General features: G+C 50.1%; 24 protein-coding genes. All 24 read left to right on the forward strand.

Annotation, left to right across the window (positions count from 1 at the left end; all coding sequences use genetic code 11):
* The first annotated feature begins 27 nt into the window (after window positions 1-27).
* The 24 genes from der to ACTRXH_RS07380 all read left to right on the forward strand — a co-directional run bounded on the left by der (window position 28) and on the right by ACTRXH_RS07380 (window position 21,470).
* On the forward strand, window positions 28-1,341 hold the full coding sequence (der, locus tag ACTRXH_RS07265; protein ID WP_474262279.1) for a ribosome biogenesis GTPase Der: 1,314 nt from the start codon (window positions 28-30) through the stop codon (window positions 1,339-1,341).
* A 33-nt stretch (window positions 1,342-1,374) separates the two neighbouring features.
* Window positions 1,375-2,031, forward strand: a complete 657-nt coding sequence (gene plsY, locus ACTRXH_RS07270) for a glycerol-3-phosphate 1-O-acyltransferase PlsY (protein ID WP_474278974.1) — start codon at window positions 1,375-1,377, stop codon at window positions 2,029-2,031.
* Window positions 2,032-2,045: 14 nt separating this feature from the next.
* Window positions 2,046-3,083 (forward strand): NAD(P)H-dependent glycerol-3-phosphate dehydrogenase, encoded by a 1,038-nt coding sequence (locus ACTRXH_RS07275; protein WP_474262150.1) that lies wholly within the window; start codon window positions 2,046-2,048, stop codon window positions 3,081-3,083.
* A gap of 114 nt (window positions 3,084-3,197) precedes the next feature.
* Complete coding sequence (folE, locus tag ACTRXH_RS07280) at window positions 3,198-3,764, forward strand: GTP cyclohydrolase I FolE (protein ID WP_322525149.1); 567 nt, start codon at window positions 3,198-3,200, stop codon at window positions 3,762-3,764.
* Window positions 3,765-3,845: 81 nt separating this feature from the next.
* On the forward strand, window positions 3,846-4,073 hold the full coding sequence (mtrB, locus tag ACTRXH_RS07285; protein WP_091611224.1) for a trp RNA-binding attenuation protein MtrB: 228 nt from the start codon (window positions 3,846-3,848) through the stop codon (window positions 4,071-4,073).
* A 98-nt stretch (window positions 4,074-4,171) separates the two neighbouring features.
* Complete coding sequence (locus tag ACTRXH_RS07290) at window positions 4,172-4,930, forward strand: heptaprenyl diphosphate synthase component 1 (protein WP_474281414.1); 759 nt, start codon at window positions 4,172-4,174, stop codon at window positions 4,928-4,930.
* 15 nt (window positions 4,931-4,945) lie between these two features.
* The gene (locus tag ACTRXH_RS07295) at window positions 4,946-5,650 is read left to right on the forward strand and encodes a demethylmenaquinone methyltransferase (protein WP_474262147.1); all 705 of its coding nucleotides are present in this window, start codon (window positions 4,946-4,948) and stop codon (window positions 5,648-5,650) included.
* A gap of 30 nt (window positions 5,651-5,680) precedes the next feature.
* Window positions 5,681-6,541, forward strand: coding sequence for a UbiA-like polyprenyltransferase (locus ACTRXH_RS07300; protein ID WP_474262145.1), 861 nt, complete (start codon window positions 5,681-5,683; stop codon window positions 6,539-6,541).
* Between the two features lie 50 nt (window positions 6,542-6,591).
* The gene (locus ACTRXH_RS07305) at window positions 6,592-7,452 is read left to right on the forward strand and encodes a menaquinone biosynthesis protein (protein WP_474262144.1); all 861 of its coding nucleotides are present in this window, start codon (window positions 6,592-6,594) and stop codon (window positions 7,450-7,452) included.
* An 11-nt stretch (window positions 7,453-7,463) separates the two neighbouring features.
* Window positions 7,464-8,435, forward strand: a complete 972-nt coding sequence (gene hepT, locus ACTRXH_RS07310; RefSeq protein ID WP_474281416.1) for a heptaprenyl diphosphate synthase component II — start codon at window positions 7,464-7,466, stop codon at window positions 8,433-8,435.
* An 85-nt stretch (window positions 8,436-8,520) separates the two neighbouring features.
* Window positions 8,521-8,970 carry a nucleoside-diphosphate kinase gene (gene ndk / locus ACTRXH_RS07315; RefSeq protein ID WP_462866524.1) on the forward strand — a complete coding sequence of 150 codons (450 nt, stop codon included), beginning with the start codon at window positions 8,521-8,523 and terminating at the stop codon, window positions 8,968-8,970.
* A 69-nt stretch (window positions 8,971-9,039) separates the two neighbouring features.
* Window positions 9,040-9,213, forward strand: coding sequence for a YqaE/Pmp3 family membrane protein (locus ACTRXH_RS07320; RefSeq protein ID WP_462866522.1), 174 nt, complete (start codon window positions 9,040-9,042; stop codon window positions 9,211-9,213).
* Between the two features lie 179 nt (window positions 9,214-9,392).
* The gene (locus tag ACTRXH_RS07325) at window positions 9,393-10,208 is read left to right on the forward strand and encodes a CheR family methyltransferase (protein ID WP_474281419.1); all 816 of its coding nucleotides are present in this window, start codon (window positions 9,393-9,395) and stop codon (window positions 10,206-10,208) included.
* 113 nt (window positions 10,209-10,321) lie between these two features.
* Window positions 10,322-11,494, forward strand: a complete 1,173-nt coding sequence (aroC, locus tag ACTRXH_RS07330) for a chorismate synthase (RefSeq protein ID WP_474278963.1) — start codon at window positions 10,322-10,324, stop codon at window positions 11,492-11,494.
* A gap of 3 nt (window positions 11,495-11,497) precedes the next feature.
* Window positions 11,498-12,577: a 3-dehydroquinate synthase gene (gene aroB / locus ACTRXH_RS07335; RefSeq protein WP_474262140.1), complete on the forward strand. Its 1,080-nt coding sequence runs from the start codon at window positions 11,498-11,500 to the stop codon at window positions 12,575-12,577.
* 13 nt (window positions 12,578-12,590) lie between these two features.
* Window positions 12,591-12,971, forward strand: a complete 381-nt coding sequence (gene aroH, locus ACTRXH_RS07340; RefSeq protein WP_474262139.1) for a chorismate mutase — start codon at window positions 12,591-12,593, stop codon at window positions 12,969-12,971.
* A 242-nt stretch (window positions 12,972-13,213) separates the two neighbouring features.
* On the forward strand, window positions 13,214-14,722 hold the full coding sequence (trpE, locus tag ACTRXH_RS07345) for an anthranilate synthase component I (RefSeq protein ID WP_474278959.1): 1,509 nt from the start codon (window positions 13,214-13,216) through the stop codon (window positions 14,720-14,722).
* Complete coding sequence (gene trpD, locus ACTRXH_RS07350) at window positions 14,715-15,740, forward strand: anthranilate phosphoribosyltransferase (RefSeq protein ID WP_474262137.1); 1,026 nt, start codon at window positions 14,715-14,717, stop codon at window positions 15,738-15,740. Before trpE ends, trpD begins: the two co-directional genes overlap by 8 nt.
* On the forward strand, window positions 15,733-16,515 hold the full coding sequence (gene trpC / locus ACTRXH_RS07355) for an indole-3-glycerol phosphate synthase TrpC (RefSeq protein WP_474281421.1): 783 nt from the start codon (window positions 15,733-15,735) through the stop codon (window positions 16,513-16,515). The genes trpD and trpC overlap by 8 nt, the downstream gene beginning before the upstream one ends.
* Window positions 16,490-17,155, forward strand: coding sequence for a phosphoribosylanthranilate isomerase (locus ACTRXH_RS07360; protein ID WP_474278957.1), 666 nt, complete (start codon window positions 16,490-16,492; stop codon window positions 17,153-17,155). Before trpC ends, ACTRXH_RS07360 begins: the two co-directional genes overlap by 26 nt.
* Window positions 17,133-18,335: a tryptophan synthase subunit beta gene (gene trpB, locus ACTRXH_RS07365; protein ID WP_474278955.1), complete on the forward strand. Its 1,203-nt coding sequence runs from the start codon at window positions 17,133-17,135 to the stop codon at window positions 18,333-18,335. The genes ACTRXH_RS07360 and trpB overlap by 23 nt, the downstream gene beginning before the upstream one ends.
* The gene (trpA, locus tag ACTRXH_RS07370) at window positions 18,328-19,152 is read left to right on the forward strand and encodes a tryptophan synthase subunit alpha (protein ID WP_474281423.1); all 825 of its coding nucleotides are present in this window, start codon (window positions 18,328-18,330) and stop codon (window positions 19,150-19,152) included. The genes trpB and trpA overlap by 8 nt, the downstream gene beginning before the upstream one ends.
* 35 nt (window positions 19,153-19,187) lie before the next feature.
* The gene (hisC, locus tag ACTRXH_RS07375; RefSeq protein WP_474281425.1) at window positions 19,188-20,288 is read left to right on the forward strand and encodes a histidinol-phosphate transaminase; all 1,101 of its coding nucleotides are present in this window, start codon (window positions 19,188-19,190) and stop codon (window positions 20,286-20,288) included.
* A gap of 81 nt (window positions 20,289-20,369) precedes the next feature.
* Entirely contained in the window at window positions 20,370-21,470 is a 1,101-nt protein-coding gene (locus ACTRXH_RS07380) for a prephenate dehydrogenase (RefSeq protein ID WP_474281427.1), read from the forward strand.
* Window positions 21,471-21,593: the final 123 nt, after the last annotated feature.

Here is a 21,593-nt window from a genome sequence, read left to right on the forward strand (position 1 = left end):
ATTTAGAGACAGAAAGGAATCAAAATGATGGTAAAACCTACAGTCGCCATTGTCGGCAGGCCAAATGTCGGCAAATCAACAATATTTAACCGTATTATCGGAGAACGAATGGCTATCGTCGAAGACGAGCCGGGTATTACAAGAGACAGGCTTTACGGGGAAGGTGAATGGCTGCATCGCTTCTTTCACGTGATTGACACCGGAGGCATCGAACTGAACGATGAACCTCTGCTCACTCAAATTCGGGAGCAGGCTAAGCTTGCTATCGATGAGGCAGACGTCATTATTTTTATCGTGAACGGGCGGGACGGCATTACGGCTTCAGATGAAGAAGTCGCAGATATTCTGCTTCGATCCAAAAAACCGGTCATCACGGCCGTGAATAAAATAGACAACTATGAAATGCGTGAGCAGATGTATGAGTTTTACTCCCTTGGACTCGGAGAAGTATTTCCGATTTCCGGCTCGCACGGGCTTGGCCTTGGTGATCTGCTTGATGAAGTACTCGAACGGTTTCCCGTGGAGGATGAAGAAGAAAAGGACGATGACACGATTCATATGGCAGTCATCGGCCAGCCGAACGTGGGGAAATCCTCTCTCGTGAACGCAGTGCTCGGAGAAGAACGGGTAATTGTAAGCGAAATTCCCGGTACAACTAGGGATGCGGTGGACACGGAGTTCGAAAAAGACGACCAGAAATACAGCATCATTGACACGGCAGGAATGCGCCGGCGCGGAAAAGTGTATGAAAAAGCAGAAAAATACAGTGTTCTCCGGGCGATGCGTGCCATGGAACGGGCTGATGTAGCTGTTGTCGTTCTCGACGGCGAAGCAGGCATCCGGGAGCAGGACAAAAAAGTAGCAGGCTACGCGCACGACTCCGGCCGGGCTATCGTTATTGTAGTTAACAAATGGGATGTAGTGGAAAAAGACGACAAAACGATGCACCGGTTCACCGAAGAAATCCGGGAGGAGTTCCAGTTCCTGGACTATGCACCGATCGTTTTCCTGTCTGCCAAAACGAAGCGGAGAATGCAGAACCTGCTTCCGGTAGTGCGTCAGGTGGCTGAAAATCATCACGTACGGGTGCCTACCAACGTGCTAAATGAAGTTATTATGGATGCGGTAATTATGAACCCGACCCCAACTCACAGTAACAAACGCCTGCGTATTAATTTTGCAACACAGGTCGCCTCAGGCCCTCCGGTTATTGTGTTGTTTGTAAATGACCCGGAGCTGCTGCATTTTTCATATCGCAGGTATTTGGAAAACAAATGCCGCGAAGCTTTCTCGTTTGAAGGCACACCGCTTCGAATCGTGGCCAGAAAGAAAAACGAATAGCAGACGGAAATGGTTTGGTAAGGGGAGAGTGCAATGGGAGTAATTCTTGCAGTTGTGATTGGCTATCTAATCGGCTCAGTTAGTTTTAGTTATCTATTTGTACAGCGTATAAAAAAGGTGGATGTGCGTTCTGTTGGAAGTGGCAATGCCGGTGCTACCAACACCCGCCGGGTCCTGGGCACGAAATGGGCGGTGGTGGTGCTGCTTTTGGACGTGCTGAAGGGAATGGTGGCCGTCTGGCTCGGCTTCTTTTTTCAATGGGCAGCCTCGGGCCTGCTGCCAGGATTTTTGTCGTTAAGCCAGGTGGAGGGCCTGGCTCCCGCTCTTGGCGGTCTTGCCGCTGTGCTTGGGCATAACTGGCCGGTCTATTTCGGCTTCCGCGGCGGTAAAGGCGTGGCCACGGCCATCGGAGTTATCAGCGTACTCGTCTTTTTTCCGGCAATCTATGTCGGAATCATAGCGATTGCAGCTATTGCAGTTACCGGTTACGTGTCTCTTGGTTCTCTATTGTTTGCTGTTTTGACCCCGGTTGCGGTTTTCTATACCCAGTCCACCAACGGACATCCAGAGACCTATTTGTATTTAACCGTTTTCCTCGGCCTTCTTTCGATATGGAAGCACCGTACAAATATCGTCCGCCTGCTGCGTGGCAATGAAAGCTCATTGTATAAAAAGAGCAGTGAAGGATAAAAGGAGTTAAAAGCATGAAAAAACAGGCAGCTGTTATCGGAGCAGGGAGCTGGGGAACGGCCCTGGCTTCTGTGTTAGGAAAAAATCAGCATGGGGTGCGTCTTTGGTGCCGCAGAGAAGCGCTGGCTGAAGAAATTAACACCACACACAAAAACGAAGGCTATTTAAAAGGGATTGTACTGCCGGAAAATATAGTGGCTACAACGGACATAAAGGAAGCAGCAGCAGAGGCTTCCTTTATTGTTCTTGCGGTCCCGAGCGGAGCCGTCAGAAAAATCGCCCGGGATTTAATGCCGTATCTTCAGAAGGACACTATAGTTGTACACGCGGCTAAAGGTATTGAGCCTGAATCGTTTTTAAGGGTATCGCAAATTCTCGAAGAAGAGTGGGCCGGTCTTTCTTTTCAGGGAATGGCAGTACTTTCAGGGCCAAGCCACGCAGAAGAAGTGGCAGAGCAGCAGCCGACCACTGTCGCAGTGTCCGGCACGTCTGAGTACGTACAGACCCGTGTCCAGGAGCTGTTTATGAATCAGGCTTTCCGTGTATACACCAACGATGATTTTCTCGGTGTCGAGCTTGGCGGGGCACTGAAAAACATTATTGCCCTCGGCATCGGTCTTACGTCAGGACTTGGATACGGTGATAACGCAAAAGCTGCCTTAATGACAAGAGGGCTGGCGGAAATCACCCGGCTCGGGACCCATCTGGGTGCATCTCCGCTCACTTTTACCGGGCTTTCGGGTCTTGGGGATTTGATCGTTACATGTACAAGTGAACACAGCCGGAACTGGCGGGCTGGAAATCAAATTGGCTCAGGTAAAAGCCTCGAAGACGTTCTGGAGCAGATGGGGATGGTTGTGGAAGGCGTGCGCACTACTGAAGCTGTCTACCACTGGTCCCGTTCGCTTGGAGTGGAGATGCCGATTACAGAAGGATTGTACAAAGTACTGTTTGAACACGTGCCGCCGGAAAAAATGGCGAAATCCCTGATGGAGCGTGGGAAGAAAAATGAGAAGGAGCACTCCATCATGCTGCTTGATGATAATAATTAATGCGCCGGTTACGTTTAAAGGCGCCCCTTTTGCTTTCTAAAAGGGCTTGTGCTAAAATTTTTCAAGACAAACAGCAGCGGCAGAAGGCAGCAGAAGTTGATTGGAGGACTTACGGTGGCTAATTTCGATCACGAAAAAATAAAAGAAGGTGTCAGGCTGATTCTTGAAGGCGTTGGTGAAGATGCCGGCCGTGAAGGCCTGCTTGACACACCGGATAGAGTAGCCCGTTTATACCAGGAGGTTTTTGCCGGGCTGCATGAATCAGCAGACGAGCATTTAAAAACCGTATTTGGGGAAGATCACGAGGAACTGGTGCTGGTAAAAGACATACCGTTTTTTTCGATGTGCGAGCATCATTTAGTTCCTTTTTTCGGTAAGGCTCACGTAGCCTACATCCCGAAAGGCGGCATGGTGACAGGCCTCAGTAAGCTGGCCCGGACCGTAGAAACGATTGCGAAACGTCCGCAGCTTCAGGAACGTATCACCTATACTATCGCAAACGAAATTGTTTCGACGCTTGAACCTCACGGGGTGATGGTCGTGCTTGAAGCAGAACATATGTGTATGACCATGCGCGGCGTGAAGAAACCGGGATCTATGACGGTAACTTCCGCAGTGAGAGGAACATTCGAAGGAGATCAGGCGGCAAGGAGCGAGGTTCTGTCGCTTATTAAGCACTGATCCCGAGCAGATAAAAACGAGGCGCCTGCAGAGAGCGGGCGCTTTACCATGAGAACAAAACGAAAACAGGGAGGGTCTTAAATGCAGAATGGAGATGATTTTATCGTCATCCGTGCAGAAGAAGACGGTGTCAACGTCATGGGCTTGACCCGCGGCAAGGACACCCGTTTTCATCACTTGGAGAAATTAGATGGCGGAGAAGTGCTCATCGCCCAGTTTACCGAACATACTTCTGCGATCAAGGTGCGCGGCAACGCGGTTATACAAACGAGCTACGGCGAAATGAAGGCAGGCAGCGGGGAAGATTAACTTAATCTTTCTTGGAAACAAAGAGGCTGTGCTATAATTGGGTAGCATAGAACGCAAGAAATGAAATCACCAGCATTTAAGGGGTTGGGGGAAGCGGCATGAACAACTACTGGACACCATGTGCAGAGGAAATAAAAAAAGAGTTTCAGCGCCTGACCCAGCACTCGTATATTGAGGAGAAAATCGGGCTGCCGGAAGCGCACGAAGAAACGATCCACCTTCTGCTTGAGGCATTAAGCGAAGCAAAAGTGCCCCGGGAACGGATGGTAGAACAAATTGCAGCTGTACTGCTCGTTCAATCGGCGTTTAAAGCTCATGAACAGATTCAGCTGCATAACGACGGCGATGACAAAAAAATAAGACAGCTGATGATTCTGAACGGGGATTTGATGAGCAGTCTTTACTACCGTTTGCTCAGTACTGCCTTTCATCAGGAAATCCTTCTTGTTTTTACATCAGCAATCCGAAGCATGAATGAAGCGAAAATGAAGCTGCATTTTGGTGAGTGCCGGAACCATACTGATATGCTTCAAACACTTAGAACGTGTGAAGCGGGCATTGTGGAAGCGGTTATCCATTTTTACGGACGCCCGCATCTTGCAGTGGCTTCCTCGTCTATTTTTGCCTTGAAAAGGCTGCTTCATGAATGGGAATGGTTTGGCCGTACCGAAGAATTTTCGGCCTGTGCCGCCCAGGTGCAGTACTGGGAAGGCCAATCGCAGAGCGCACAGCAAATATTAAAACAATTAATCGATCAAGAACACAGCTTTTTTCATCAGCAGGTTGAAAAAGACGAACAGCTCTCTGATACGCTGCAATCGTTAATGGATGAATGGATAGCTGTAGGTATTGAGTAAAAAGGGGTTTCAATGATGGCTACCCAAAAAGAAAATAAAGTGTATCAGGTATTCCAGTCTATTTCAGGCAACTACGACCATATGAACAGCGTGATCAGCTTCCGGCTGCATAAGCGCTGGCGGAAAAAAACCATGAAGCAGATGAGCGTCCGCCGCGGCTCAAAAGCGCTCGATTTATGCTGCGGCACGGCAGACTGGACGATTCAGCTTGGTAAAGCAGTAGGAAAAGGCGGCAGCGCCACCGGCATCGACTTCAGTGAAAAAATGCTTGAAGTCGGCCGGGAGAAAGTGCACCGGGAACAGCTCGGAAACATTGATTTAATACATGGCAATGTAAACAGCCTGCCGTTTCCCGATAACTCGTTTGATTACGTAACGATAGGCTTCGGCCTCCGGAACGTATCCGATTATCTGCGGGTGCTTAAGGAAATGCAGCGTGTGCTGAAGCCTGGCGGTACCGCTGTGTGCCTGGAAACGTCCTGGCCGGAAAACAGCGTCGTGGAAAAATTTTATTCCTTTTATTTTCAATCAGTTATGCCGGTGATAGGAAAAGTATTGATTAACCGGTACGACGAATACCGCTGGCTCCAGGAATCGACGATGGCCTTTCCGTCGAAAGAAACGCTTGGGGTTATGTTCATGGAAGCAGGGTTCAGCCAGGTGCAGATGTCTCCTTTTTCTGCCGGCACAGTCTGCGCCCATATCGCCCGCAAAAAATGATAAGATGACAGTGATAAGGAAGTTGAACCAATGAGTAAAATTAAAACTATTTTAGAAATGATAAAATTCGAGCATACCGTATTCGCCCTCCCGTTTGCGTTTTTGGGAGCGGCGCTCGGCGGCCTGATGATCAACGGCTCCTGGCCCTCCATTGCTGACTGGATCTGGATTACACTGGCAATGTTTGGTGCCCGCAGCGCTGCAATGACATTGAACCGCCTGATCGATGCAGAAATAGATGCCCGCAATCCGCGAACGGAAACACGAGCCATTCCTGCAGGGGAGGTTTCACGAGGTCAAGCCATTTTGTTTGTGCTTGGATCTTTTTTTATTTTATTTGTCGCTGCGTTTCAGTTAAATATGCTGGCAGTCTATCTTCTGCCAATTCCTGTATTTTTTATGACGCTGTATTCCTACACGAAGCGCTTCACCTGGCTCTGCCATGTGTTTTTAGGAGTAACCATTGGGATCGCTCCGCTCGGCGGATGGGTAGGAGTGACCGGCACGCTTCAGCCGGAGGCATTTTTGCTGTTTACGGCGGTGGCGATGTGGATTGGCGGATTTGATATTATTTATGCGACTCAGGATGCGGAGTATGATAAGCGTGTCGGGCTGAATTCCATTCCGGCCCGGTTCGGAATTGCAAAAGCTCTTTACATCTCCCGGGGTTTTCATCTCGTCAGTCTGATTTCCCTTCTGGCACTGTATCTGCTTTCGCCGCTCAGCTGGTTTTACCTTGTGGGAGTTGCCGCGGCCGCTGCAATCATGATCTACGAACATTCGCTGGTGAAGCCTTACGATTTGTCGAAGGTCGGGGTCGCCTTTTTTCCCATGAATGGGATTATCAGTATTGTGATATTAGTATTTACCCTTGGAGATATTTTAATGTAAAAATATGTACACCTGCGTAAGGAAGATGTATACGATTTGGAGAGATGGTTATGTCCATAACAATGGGAGAAATCGCTTATACGAATGCAAAACCGTTTTTTTATTATCTTGACCGGCAAAAGCTAGAGCAGGAAGGGGTGCGGTTCGAACAGGACGTACCCGCTTCACTGAACCGAAAGCTCGAAGAACAAAAGCTGAGCGGAAGCGCTGTATCTTCGTTTGCTTTTGGGTCCAGTACGCGTGCTCTTTCGCTTCTGCCTTCTCTTTGTGTAGCTTCTGCCGGCAAAGTACGGTCCATTTTGTTCTACTCCCGTTATCCTCTTGATGAGCTTACGGGCAAGCGGATTGCTTTGACATCGACGAGTGCGACAAGCGTGCATCTGCTGAAGATCATTCTGCAGGAATTCTATCAGGTGACAGAGGCGGATTATCAAACGCAGGCACCGGACCCGGTGAAAATGAAAGAGGAGAATGACGCTTACCTGTTAATTGGCGATGATGCCATCAAGGCTTCCTGGGAGGAAAGTGACTGGTTCCGTTACGATCTCGGTGAGTTGTGGTATGCTCATACCGGTCTGCCGATGGTTTACGCTGTATTTGCCGTTCAAAATGAGTCGTTCCATCAGGCCGGAAGCATATGGTCCACGCTCTATCAGGATTTTTTACAAAGCCGCCGCACAGCGCAGCAGGACGATTTTGCCGGAATGGCCAGTGATTACAGCCATCGGCTCGGAGGCAGCAGGACGTATTGGCAGGAATACTTCCGGGGACTTCATTTCACGCTTGGGGCCAGGGAGCAGGAAGGCCTGCTTTATTATTACCATCTCGCTTATAAGTATGGATATTTAAATGAAGCAGTTGAAAGTTTAGATATTTTGCAGCCGGGAGACGAGGTGCATTATTTATTTTGAAGGTGAATAAGATGAAGCTGATGGATCTGTACAGAGATTTAAAACCGGATATTAAAGTGATCGAAAAAACGCTGGAAGAAGCGGTGGATTCGAAACACGCCGTCCTGACTGAAGCGTCAAATCACTTATTAAAAGCTGGAGGCAAACGAATCCGGCCGGTTTTAGTGCTGCTCAGTGCGAAATTTGGAAATTATGATATTGAACATATCAAACATGCTGCTGCTTCGCTTGAACTGATACACATGGCTTCCCTCGTCCATGACGATGTGATAGATGATGCCGAGCTGCGCCGGGGTGAGTCTACAGTCAAGGCGGCATGGGATAACAAAGTAGCGATGTATACCGGTGATTATATCTTTGGAAGTGCTGTTGAGCGTGCAGCCTACTACCGGGATCCTGTTATCAACCGGATTATCTCAAAGACGCTGATCGAAATATGCGTCGGCGAGATCGAGCAGATCCGGGACCAGTACAACTGGGAGCAGCCGCTGCGGACGTACCTGCGCAGAATCCGGAGAAAGACCGCAGTTTTGATTGCGGCCGGCTGTGAACTTGGTGCTGCAAGCGCCGGAGCATCAAAAAATACGCAGCGCCAGCTTTACCGGTACGGCTATCACCTTGGTATGTCCTATCAGATTATCGATGATATTCTCGACTTTACCGGAAGCGAAAAAGAGCTTGGAAAGCCTGCCGGTGGCGACCTGAGACAGGGAAATGTAACGCTGCCTGCGTTGTATGCTATGCATCAGAACCCGCAGCTGCAGGAAAACATTAGTACAGCCATTCAGGAAGAAACCGTCGACGAAGAGCAGGTCACCCGCATTCTTTCGGAAATCAACAATTCCGGAGGCATCGAATATGCAAAAACAATGAGTGAGCGGTATCTCGAGAAAGCCTACGAAGCTATTGCCACTTTGCCGGACATAGAGGCAAAGGATTCTTTAAAGGACATTGCTGCATATATTGGCGGCAGAAAATATTGATTCTCCCCGTTCAGGCGGTAATTGCTAACGCTTTCAACTTTTGCTATACTAATTCTGGTAAATAGTAATGGATGGGGGAAGAAATATGACAAGTGAACGCACGTTTGTAATGGTAAAGCCGGACGGAGTCCAGCGCGGGCTGGTTGGCAGAATTGTTCAGCGTTTTGAAGAAAAAGGACTGAAAATCGCCGCCGGTAAATTTATGCACATTTCACCTGAATTGGCCCAAAAGCATTACGAAGAACATAAAGAAAAACCTTTTTTCAATGATCTGGTTGGTTTTATTACGTCGGGCCCAGTGTTTGCCTTAGTGCTCGAAGGCCAGGACGCCATACATATTTCCCGGCTGCTGATTGGGAAAACTGATCCAAAAGAAGCACCGGCAGGAACGATCCGCGGCGATTATGGCCATGTGAAGGAGAAAAACGTTATCCACGGCTCAGATTCCCTCGAGAGCGCAGATCGGGAGATTGGTTTGTTTTTTGAACCGGAAGAAGTGCTCGACTATGAACGTTCCATTGATGCCTGGCTGTAAAATAAGATTAAGCTGGTACGCTTTTGGGAATACACTCTTATAGACAATTCAAGATAAGGGTGATAACTAATGATGTATTTACTTGCAATACTTTTGCCGCCGGTAGCGGTTCTGCTCGTCGGCCGGCCGTTTCAGGCATTTATCAATTTTCTGCTGCTCCTGCTTTTCTGGGTGCCGGCATCCATCCACGCCTGCTTCGTTGTGGCGGATGCCAAAGCGGAAAAACGGGCGAAAAGATATTAATCTAAAGCGTGTCCCTTCAGGGGGCCGCTTTTTTTATAATTAGTCAGGATACGCCTTCCACCTGTTGATCAAGTGAAAATTCCCTTTCTGCTGGTCGATATAATGAAAAAGATCTTTGGGCGGAACCTGAAGAAACAGGGCCGCCGTGATATAATAATACTCAGCAAAGTGGGGATACTATGACAAGCAGACAACATACAGCAGTGGAAAATCCAATGAATGATGATTACGGTCTATTCGTGCAAAAGATGAAGGATCTGACCGGCCTGGATCTGCACTTATACAAAGAGGCGCAGATGAAGCGGCGGCTGCTGTCCTTTTTACAGAAAAAAGGTTTTCATTCGTTTACAGATTTATTTGACCGGGGGCTTCAAAAAGACGAAGCGCTTTTGAAGGAAATACTTGAGCGGATGACTATCAATGTTTCCGAGTTTTTTCGTAATCCTTCCCGGTGGGAGGTGCTGCAGACATCGGTTCTTCCCGAAATACTTAACAAACGCAGCAATCTGCACATATGGTCTGCAGCGTGTTCTACAGGTGAAGAACCATACTCGCTCTGGATGATGATGAAAGAAGCATTTCCGGGGGTTTCCTTTTCCATTACGGCGACAGATATTGACACCAGTATTCTTGAAAAGGCGCAGATGGGTATCTATTCGAGCCGGGCCGTAGAAAACGTGCCACCGGCGTATCTGCAGAAATATTTTGAAGCGAGTCCGCCGGCCTACCAGTTTGATACAAAAGCGGCTGCCCGGGATATTCGCTTTAAAAAGCAGAATCTGCTTGCGGACAAACCGGTGGGGGATGTAGATGTTATCATTTGCAGAAATGTGATGATCTATTTTACAGAAGAAGCTAAGGATTATATTTACCAGCAGTTTTACAGTGCGCTGCGCCCGGGGGGCGTACTGTTTGTCGGAAGCACGGAGCAGATGTTTCATCCGGAAAAGTATAAGTTCGAGCCGGCCGGAACTTTTTTTTACCGAAAAAGCTAAGCTTTTCAGGAAGATGAAAGCTGGCAGTTTCACTAAATAGAGGATTATGTTATCATTTACTGCATAAAAGCACTAAAGAGATACGTATGGAGCAAAGGGGAGAGAAGACGCATATGAGATTTTTAACCGCAGGAGAATCACATGGACCACAGCAGACAACGATAGTTGAGGGAGTCCCGGCGCAGATGGAGCTTCTTGAAGAAGATATCAACCAGGAGCTTGCCAGACGCCAGGGCGGATATGGCCGGGGCCGCAGAATGCAGATTGAAAAAGATAAAGTTAAGTTTTTAAGCGGGGTCCGGCACGGAAAAACTACCGGAGCGCCGATTACGATGGTCGTCGAAAATGACGATTTCGTGCACTGGGAAAAGATTATGGGCACCGAACCGCTCTCCGAAGAGGAAGCGGAAAAAGTGAAGCGGAAAATTACACGTCCCCGTCCCGGGCATGCAGACCTGAACGGGGCTATTAAATACGGGCACCGGGACATGAGAAACGTGCTCGAGCGTTCCTCGGCAAGAGAAACAACTGCGCGGGTAATGGCAGGGGCGCTTGCGAAAAAAGTTCTCAAAACCTTCGGAATAGAAGTAGGCGGCCAGGTTCTTACGATAGGCGGTATCCATTCAGCAGAGACGTCTTATTCCTCCATGCAGGAGCTTCAGGAAAAATCAGAAGCCTCTCCGGTCCGCTGTCTTGATCCAGAGGCGGAAAAACAAATGATGGAAGCGATCGACAAGGCGAAGGCAGATGGCGATTCGATCGGCGGCGTCGTACAGACCGTAGTGGAAGGCCTGCCGGTGGGTCTCGGCAGTCACGTGCAGTATGATCACAAGCTTGACGGCAAAATCGTCGGTGCGGTTGCAAGCATTAACGCTTTTAAAGGGGCTGAAGTAGGTATCGGCTTTGAAGCGGCAAACCGGCCGGGAAGCCAGGTGCATGATGAAATTGTCTGGGACGAAAAGAACGGCTATTACCGGAGCACCAACAACCTTGGCGGATTTGAAGGCGGGATGACCAACGGTATGCCGGTAGTTATCCAGGGCGTGATGAAGCCGATTCCGACCCTCTATAAGCCATTGCAAAGCGTAGATATTGATTCCAAAGAACCGTTTAAAGCGAGCATTGAGCGCTCGGACAGCTGTGCAGTGCCTGCTGCTTCGGTTGTAATGGAAAACGTTGTGGCGTTTGAAGTAGCCGTTTCCTTCTTGGATATGTTCGGTACAGATAATGTGGACCGTATCCGCCGGAACTTTGAAGAGTATGTACAGGAAGCCAAGGATTTTTAACTAATGGAAACTGTTCAGATACAGGCGGAGAAAAGAAGTTACCCGGTCATAATCGGTGAAGGACTGCGCTATCAGCTTGCAGATCTTTTAAAGGAAACTACGGCAGGCAAGAGCCGCTTTCTCCTCGTCGTAGACAAGGCCGTGGACACTCTCTACCGGGAAGAGACAGAAGGCCAGCTCGCCAGGCTGCTGCCCGTAAGCACCTATGTGATGCCTTCAGGTGAGCAGTCTAAATCGGTGGAAGAGCTTTCCCGGCTGTGGGAATTCGCGGCAGAAAACGAAATGGACAGGAAGGCGGTCTTTGTGGCGCTCGGCGGCGGAGTGGCCGGTGATTTGACCGGCTTTGCGGCAGCCGGATACATGCGGGGTGTAGACTATATTCAACTGCCGACTACTCTTCTTGCCCAGGACAGCAGCGTAGGTGGAAAGACGGGTATTAACCTGAAAGCAGGCAAAAATCTGGCCGGCGCTTTCCATCCGCCTCTGGCTGTCATATATGATACTGCGACGCTGCATACTCTGCCCGACGCGGAGTGGCGCTCCGGCTTTGCCGAAATGATCAAGCACGCCTACCTTGACGGGGAGGCCTTTTTACAGGATTTGAAAGCCCGTGTACAGAGCGTGGAGGACATGAAGTCACCGGAGGTTGCTTCGTGGATTAAACGGTCGATTGAAGTTAAAGCGCGTATTGTCGAAGAAGACGAACGCGAGCAGGGAGTGCGGGCTTTTTTAAATCTTGGGCACACCCTTGGCCACGCCCTGGAGAAAGAAATGGGCTACGGACGCATTACTCACGGAGAAGGAGTGGCCGCCGGCCTGTGGTTTGCTCTTGCGGTAAGTAATAACGAGAGCGCAGGCGACTGGGAGCTGGAGAAAGAAAAAGCATGGCTCCAATCGCTGGGTTATCCGGTGGACGCCCCGGGCGGGCTTTCGGCGGACACATTAGTGGAATCGATGAAAAGAGATAAAAAAGCTTCCCACGGGGATATCCATTACGTGCTGCTTGAGAAGCCGGGGAAACCGCTGACAGCAAAAGTGGAAGAAAACACGATCAGGCAGCTGCTCGATCGCTATTACAAATAGGCAGGTGACAACAGTGATACGAGGTGTACGGGGAGCAACAACGGTAAAACAAAACCGCGCAGAAGAGATCTGGGAGGAAACCGGCCGGGTACTTGAGGAGATGATTGCGGAAAATCACATTACCGCGGACCAGGTCTCGCATATTTGGTTTACGGTCACTTCTGATCTTAACGCTGCTTTTCCGGCAAAAGCAGCGAGGGAGATTCCTGGTTGGGAGTTTGTACCGGTAATGTGTGCACAGGAAATCCCGGTGCCCGGGAGCCTGGAGCGGTGCATCCGCGTAATGATGACTGCGGACGTGAATGTACCTGCAAAAGATGTGAAGCATATCTTTTTGAACGAAGCGGTGGCGCTTCGCCCGGACCTGGGTTTGACAAAGCAAAAGGATTCCTAGTAGGATAAGTATAAGTTTAGAGCATCGACAGTTAAGGTATAGATGAGCGCTGCCATCGGAGGCAGCATAGAGAGTTAGAAGAGCAGAGGCAGAATAGCAGAGAATAGAAGATACCTGACAATACATTTAACCAAAAAATCCTGCGAAGTTATAGGCAGGGTTCTCTTCTATCATGCCTCTCTGTCCGCAGAGAGGTTTTTCTCGTGTTCTGGCATGCTTTTCCGATCAAAGGAGGAAAAACCGTGACCAAAACAACGAAGCAAGCATTCACTGACGAATGTGCGTTCCACCGCACAATTCCCTATATGGAGCATTACTTTTCCGACACCCTCACCCCCATTGATGTGTTTCGCCACTTTCAGGAAGATGCGGTATATCTGCTTGAAAGTAAAGACGAAGCCTCTCCGTGGTCCCGTTACTCGTTTGTCGGGCTTCATCCTTCCTACCGGATTGTAGAGCAGGGAGGGGAGTTTCGTCTCGAGAAAACGGACGGCACCCTCATACTTACAGCTTCTGATCTGGAGGCCTGCATGCAGCAGGCGACAGACTATATTGATCCTTCGCTCCCGGAGGTGGATCTCCCATTTAAAGGCGGAGCTGTTGGGGCTCTCTCGTACGATGCCGTGGAATTGTTCGAGCCAAAGCTTGCCCCGGAGAGCGCCCCGGAATCACGTATACACTTTGTGTACTGCCGCACGATTATGGCGCTCGATCAGACGAATAAAGAGCTGACAATCATTTATTACGATGAACATACAGATAAAGAGCCTGAGAAACGTTTTGACGAAGCAAAGGCAACAGTGGGAAAGCTTCAAAAGAGTTTGCAGAACGGGAATTCCGGCTCCGCCATGTATCCGCCACTGGAAAAAAACACAGCAGTGGACTTCAGCCGGGTTCAATCCAATTATTCGAAGGAAGACTTCATGGAGGCAGTGGAGAAAATTAAAGAATATATTGTAGCCGGAGATGTATTTCAAACAGTGCTATCCCAGCGCTTTGAGCTTCCGACAACGGTAAGCGGCTTTGACCTTTACCGGGTGCTCCGCATGATCAACCCGTCGCCGTATTTGTTTTATCTGCGTCTCGGGGAAACAGAAGTGGTAGGAAGTTCTCCGGAACGACTCGTGCAGGTGCTCGACGGCCACGTGGAAATTCATCCGATTGCCGGGACCCGCAAGCGGGGAAAGACTGACACAGAAGATAAAGCACTCGAAGAAGAGCTGCTTGCCGATGAAAAAGAGCGGGCGGAACACTTTATGCTCGTTGACCTGGCCAGAAATGATGTTGGCCGGATTGCTTCCTACGGCACGGTGGAAACGCCGGTGCTGCTTGAAACAGTCCGCTTCTCACACGTCATGCATATTATTTCCAAAGTGACAGGAAGACTTTCCCCGTTTGTTTCCCCGGTTGCGGCTCTTCAGTCCGCTTTCCCGGCCGGAACCGTTTCCGGAGCGCCGAAAATCCGTGCGATGGAAATTTTAAAGGAGCTCGAGCCGACAAGGCGCGGTATGTATGCCGGGGCTGTCTGCTATATGGGCTTTGACGGCAACATTGACTCCTGTATTGCCATCCGGACTATGCTTGTGGAAAATCAGACGGCAAAGGTCCAGGCCGGTGCCGGTATCGTTGCCGATTCGGACCCGGCATCGGAATACGAAGAAACGCAGAATAAAGCAGCAGCTCTTCTTCGTACAGTAGCCGCTGCCGAGGCAATGTTCACCGATGAGAAGGGAGAGAATATTCATGCTTAAGGCACTGTTGAATAAATGTATTGAGGGGCATACACTGAAAGAACAGGAAGCAGAACAGGCAATGGACTTTATTATGCAGGGAGAGGCTACGCCGAGCCAGATTGCCGGCCTTATTACCATTATGCGGTTTCGGGGCGAAACGGTGGAAGAGCTGACCGGCTTTGTCCGCAGTATGCGCCGCCACGCGCTGTCTTTAGAGCATGAGGAGCCTTCTCTTCTCGATACTTGCGGCACTGGCGGCGACGTAAGTTCAACGTACAATATTTCCACCGCCTCTGCGATTGCGTTAAGCGGAGCGGGTATTAAAGTGGCTAAGCACGGCAACCGCTCGGTATCATCCAAAAGCGGCAGCGCCGATGTGCTTGAAACACTGCAGGTGCCCGTACAGTCAGGACCTGATGAGGCGGTAAAAGCCCTGCAGGAAAAAGGGCTGGCCTTTCTGTTTGCCCCGCTGTACCACGTAGCGATGAAGCATGCAGTCACCCCGAGAAAAGAACTGGGTTTTCGTACAATCTTTAACGTGCTCGGTCCGTTAACAAATCCGGCAAACGCTGATATTCAGGTGGTCGGTGTGTTTGACCGGGAATACGGGGAGAAGATGGCCTACGTACTGAAAAACCTGGGTGCAAGCAGGGCTTTATTTGTTACCGGCAGAGACGGACTTGATGAAATGACGATTTCAGACAGTACGTACATTACGGAGCTTCGGAATGGTGAAATTATGAAATATGAAATTACACCTGAAGAGGCAGGGCTGAAGAGGTCTCCCGTCGAAGAGGTGCAGGTGGAAACAGCAGAAGAAAGCGCAGTGCTGATCGAAAATATTTTTAACGGCTCAGAAACCGGTGCTGCAAAAGACATTTTACTATTAAACATGGGTGCTGCATTTTACGCTGCCGGCCGTGCAGAAACAATCGCAGACGGCGTGCAGCTTGCGGAAGAAGTCATCCGCGGAGGCAAAGCCGAACAGCAGCTGCAGCGCCTGCGGGGAAATGAGGTTAATTCAACGTATGCTTGAAAAAATATTGCAAACTAAACAGGAAGAACTTTCCCGGATTACGGTGGGCGAGCGTCCGGACGTGCCTTTTTATTCGCTGAAAAAAGCACTGCAGCAAGATCCGCCGAACGTACAGATTATTGCGGAAGTCAAAAAAGCTTCGCCCTCCAAAGGGCTGATACGGAGTGATTTTGATCCGGAAGCCATCGCTCTTGGCTATGAACGGGGAGGCGCCGCTGCTCTATCGGTGCTGACGGATGAAACGTATTTCCAGGGGAGCGGCAGCTATCTGACAGCGGTCAAAAAAATCTCCGCTCTGCCTGTACTGCGAAAGGACTTTATTATCGATGCCAGACAGGTGGAGGAAAGTGCGGCGATGGGGGCAGATGCTATTTTACTGATCGCAGAGGCCATTGCCCCGGAAAAGCTGCACGAATTATACCAGCAGGCCTACGAGCTCGGGATGGAGGTGCTTGTAGAAGCACATTCGCCTGAAAAACTGCACGAACTTCTCCATCAGTTTACGCCGGAAATTATCGGTATTAATAACCGTGATCTCCATACGTTCCATACAGAACTCGGGCAGACAGGAAAAGCAGCTTCGTTCATACCGGAAGGCAGTGTGCTTGTGAGCGAAAGCGGTATCCGTACAAACGAAGACCTCGATTATGTACAGCTGCTCGGGGCAGAAGCGGCGCTCGTCGGAGAATCACTTATGAGACAGCCGGATGTACGTGAAGCGTTACTAAAACTGCGGGGAGTGAGCGACCATGCCTCCACAGACGCCGATGTTTAAAATGTGCGGCCTGCATTCCGAAAATGATGTGCGGCTTGCAGCTTCTTCCTCTGCCGCTTTTGCAGGGTTTGTATTTGCCCCGGGGAAACGGGAGGTAGAGCCGGGAGCCGTTCGCGAATGGCTGCAGACTCATCCGCTGCACGGTAAAAAGATAACAGCCCTATTTGTGAATGCACCGGTGCGAAAAGTGATTGCGACCGTTGAAGAAATACAGGCGGACGTGATTCAGCTGCACGGCGAGGAACCGCCGGAAGAAGCGGCGGTGATCCGCCACCGTACAGGGAAGGATGTTTGGAAAGCCCTGCCGCATGGAGAATACACTCATCAGCAGATCGATGCCTATGCGGATTACGTTGATGGTTTTATCATCGACGCCAAAGTCGATGGCCGGTTTGGAGGCTCAGGCGAATCCTTCGCCTGGGAGCACGTGCCCGGCTATATTAAAGCCGGAAAAGCCCATCGACTTCCGTTATTTATTGCAGGAGGAGTCCGCCCGGAAAATGTTGAAGACCTACTTGCTTATCATCCGGCGGGCATTGATATTTCCAGCGGACTCGAAAAAGACGGAGTAAAGGATGCCGGCTTATTAGAACAATTAGAGAAGAGGTTGAATAGCTATGCAGCAGATATATCCCGATGAACACGGACGGTACGGGGATTACGGCGGAAAGTATGTGCCGGAAACGCTCATGTATGCACTGGAGGAACTTGAAGAAGCATTTAATGCGGCCTGGGAGGATGAATCCTTTCACGAGGAGTACCAGGACATTCTGCGTGAATATGCCGGCAGGGAAACCCCGCTGACGTTCGCGGGCCACCTGACGGAGCATCTGGGTGGAGCGGAAATTTATTTGAAGCGGGAGGACCTGCTTCATACCGGTGCCCATAAATTAAATAATGCCATCGGCCAGGTACTTCTGGCCAGACGGATGGGGAAATCAAAAATTGTTGCAGAAACAGGCGCCGGCCAGCACGGTGTGGCGACAGCGACCGTCTGTGCTAAGTTTGGGCTGGAGTGCAAGGTGTTTATGGGCGAAGAGGATATGGAACGGCAGGAACTGAATGTTTTCCGTATGGAGCTGCTGGGAGCGGAAGTGCTGCCGGCCTCGTCCGGAAACAAAACTTTAAAGGACGCCACCAATGAAGCCATCCGCTACTGGGTAACAAACGTGGAAGATACGTTTTATCTGATCGGTTCGGTCGTTGGCCCGCATCCTTATCCAATGATTGTCCGGAACTATCAGCGGATTATTGGAGATGAAACCAAACGGCAGATGCAGACGCGGTGCGGGGCTCTTCCGGATGCGATTGCAGCATGCGTGGGAGGCGGAAGCAATGCGATTGGCATGTTTTATCCGTTTCTTGAAGACGACGTAAAGCTTTATGGCGCGGAGGCTGCCGGCATGGGCGTGCATACAGCTATGCACGCAGCAACCATTACGAAAGGCACCCGCGGGGTGATCCACGGGTCGCTGACGTATTTAATCCAGGATGAGAACGGACAGATTATTGAGCCGTATTCCATTTCCGCTGGACTGGATTATCCGGGCATTGGACCGGAGCACGCCCATCTGGCTGAAAGCGGCCGCGTGGAATACACGGGTGTGACAGACGAAGAATCCCTGGAAGCACTTTCGCTCTTAACAAAGAAAGAAGGCATTCTTCCGGCGATTGAAACCTCCCATGCCCTTTACCTGGCGTTTGAAAAAGCCAAACAGATGGACAGAAGTGAACGAATCGTTATCTGCCTCTCGGGTCGTGGAGATAAAGACGTTGAAACGATCCGCCGTCGTATGGAAGGGGAGAGCAGTGATGAATAAAGCAACAAATATGCTAACAGTAGAAGAAGCGGCAGCGCAGGCTCCATACCCTCTGTTCGTGCCATTTATTATGGCAGGGGACCCGCATGAAGAAGCGACGATTTCGATTGCTCTTTCGCTTCAGGAGGCAGGCGCCCACATTTTAGAGCTCGGCATCCCGTATTCTGATCCACTGGCTGACGGTCCTCTGCTGCAGCGTTCAGCCCAACGCGCCCTTAAAGGTGGTATGAGCCTGAAAGGGGCTCTGCGCATGATTCGGACGATGAGAGAACGTGGACTGACAATTCCGGTGGTCGTGTTTTCCTATGTGAATCCGGTGCTGCGCATGGGAGAAGAGACGTTTGTCAAAGAAGCGGCATCTGCCGGGGCAAACGGGGTGCTGATTCCGGATCTTCCCATGGAAGAGAGCAGTTTTATCAGTGAGCTTGCCAGGGAGAAGGAACTGTCGGTCATTTCACTCGTGGCACCGACATCTGCCCACCGCATTGAAAAAATTGCCTCCCAGGCCCAGGGTTTTCTGTACTGCGTTTCAAGTCTTGGCGTAACTGGTACGAGGGATGCCTTCCCGGACGAAGCCTATGCGTTTATCCGCAAAGTGAAAGAAGCAAGCACGGTGCCGGTTGCTGTCGGCTTTGGCATATCCAACCGCCGGCAGGTGGAGCTGCTTGACGGTGTGAGCGACGGCGTTGTCGTCGGCAGTGCGATTATGAAAATCGTCGAAGAACAGCAGGAGGCACTCGTTTCGGCCGAAAAAACAGAGCGCGAGCAGGCGCTGAACGAAATTAAAACCTTTGTCTCCGAGCTAATTTCGTCGTAAGATAGTAATCAGCATACAAAGACGAGGTGACAAAGTTGTATATTAAAAAACAAATCAAAGGCATGACGCCTTACCAGCCGGGGAAACCAATTGAAGAAGTGAAACGGGAGCTCGGACTGACTACCGTCCATAAAATGGCTTCCAATGAAAATCCATACGGTGCTCCGCCACAGGCTAAACAGGCAATCGAGGAAGCGGCCGCCGATCCGGAAATTTATCCGGATGGTTATGCAACTGAGCTGCGTCAGGCAGTGGCCGAAGAGCTGAATGTTGGAGAAAAACAGCTGCTGTTTGGAGCCGGCTCCGATGAAGTTATTTTAATGCTCTGCCGGGCCATGCTAGGCCCGGACACAAATACCGTTATGGCAGTACCTTCCTTTTCGCAGTACAAGCATAATGCAGCCATTGAAGGAGCAGAAATCCGTGAAATTCCGGCAGTGGACGGGGAACATCAGCTGGAAGCTATGCTTGAAGCGATTGATGAACAGACACGTATTGTCTGGGTATGTAATCCGAACAATCCGTCCGGAGCCTATATTAATGATGAAGCGTTTGTGGCATTCCTTGACCGGGTGCCGGAAAACGTACTGGTTGTTTCGGATGAAGCTTACATTGAATATGTGACCGCAAACGATTATCCGGATACGCTGAAGCTGCTGCAGGAATACCCGAACCTTCTTCTTTTGCGTACCTTTTCAAAAGCTTACGGCCTGGCATCACTCCGGGTTGGCTATGGCGTGAGCCACGAAGAACTGATTCAGTCCCTGGATCCGGTCCGGCCCCCGTTCAACGTGACAGCTGTGGCCCAGCGGGCGGCAACGGCCGCCTTGAAGGACCGCACCTTTATTGAAAAGTGCCGGGAGGAAAATAAAACCGAACTCGATAAAATGACGTTTTTCTGCGAAGAGCACGGACTGGACTATGTGCCTTCCCAGACCAATTTTCTGCTGATTCATACAGGAGTTGCGGGAAGCGTAGTTTTTGACGAAATGCTGAAAAAGGGAATTATCATCCGTTCAGGAGAAGCCCTCGGCTATCCGGAATCGATCCGTGTAACGATAGGGACCGAAGAGCAGAACGAAGCTTTCCGCCAGACGCTGAGTGAAGTGCTTGAACATCAGCAGGCCAGGCTTTAGCGGACAACACCTGGAATCCGGCTCCGCTCGGGGCCGGGTGTTTTTATGTATGGAAACAAAGAGAGGCCTGGAGGGAAACAGATGCAGAAAAAAGCAGCAGTTATCGGGCTGGGACTGATCGGAGGGTCAATTGCCCTCGCCATCAAACAGGAACATCCCGGTGTTTATATTACAGGAACAGATGTAGATAAAGCCCAGACAAAGCTCGCGGTATCCTTGAGTGTTATTGACGAGGCAATTCCGGACCTGGAAAAGGCTGTAAAGGAAGCAGACCTGGTGGTGCTTGCCACTCCGGTTGCCACCACGGAGAAATTGCTCGTGCAGCTCGCCGGAATGTCTCTAAAGCCCGGGGCCATCATTACTGATGTCGGAAGCACAAAAACATCGATCTGCGAGCAGGCAGACGTTCTTGCAGAAAAGAACGTTCATTTTATCGGGGGCCACCCAATGGCCGGATCACATAAAAGCGGTGTCCATGCCGCCCGGGTCCGTCTGTTTGAAAACGCCTACTACGTGCTGGTGCCAAATGGTCCTGGGTCCTCTGAAAAAATTGGTGAAATCAAAGATTGGCTTCAGGGCACGCAGGCAAAGTTTATAGAGCTTTCCTATGAGCAGCATGATCTGCTGACGGGCGTCATCAGCCATTTTCCGCATATCGTAGCATCGGCACTCGTGCATCAGGTGAAGGGAATGGAGGACGAACAGGCCTGGGTGACAAAGCTTGCAGCCGGCGGGTTCCGGGATATTACGAGAATCGCTTCAGCCAGTCCGGAAATGTGGACCGATATTCTTCTGAAAAACAATGACGTGATGCGGCAGCTGATGGAAGACTGGAAGCAGCAGATGAGTGCCATTGAACAAATGCTTGCTGCGGGGGATAAAGAGCAGATATATCAGTTTTTTGAGCATGCAAAATCTTATCGTGACGGTCTGCCTGCAAAAAAGCAGGGAGCCATACCATCCATTTATGATCTGTTTGTCGATGTGCCGGACCACCCCGGCGTTATCTCGGACGTAACCGGAATTCTTGGACGTACCGGCATCAGTATTATTAATATACGGATCCTTGAAACGAGAGAGGACATCATGGGCGTGCTGCAGCTGACCTTCCGTACGGAAGAAGACCGGCGGGCCGGCATGCAGCAGCTCGAAAAGCACGATTATGAATCCTACATCGGTTAACGGAAAAAAAGAATGAAAAATAGGAGAGAAGCATTGACAACGCTTACAATTACGTTATACTAATATTAGCGTATGGTTTCTCTCCACTCCTATCCATACTCTTTATCTTAAAACTAGCCGATG

The organism is Marinococcus sp. LNHM5E3-2.1, assembly GCF_056034365.1.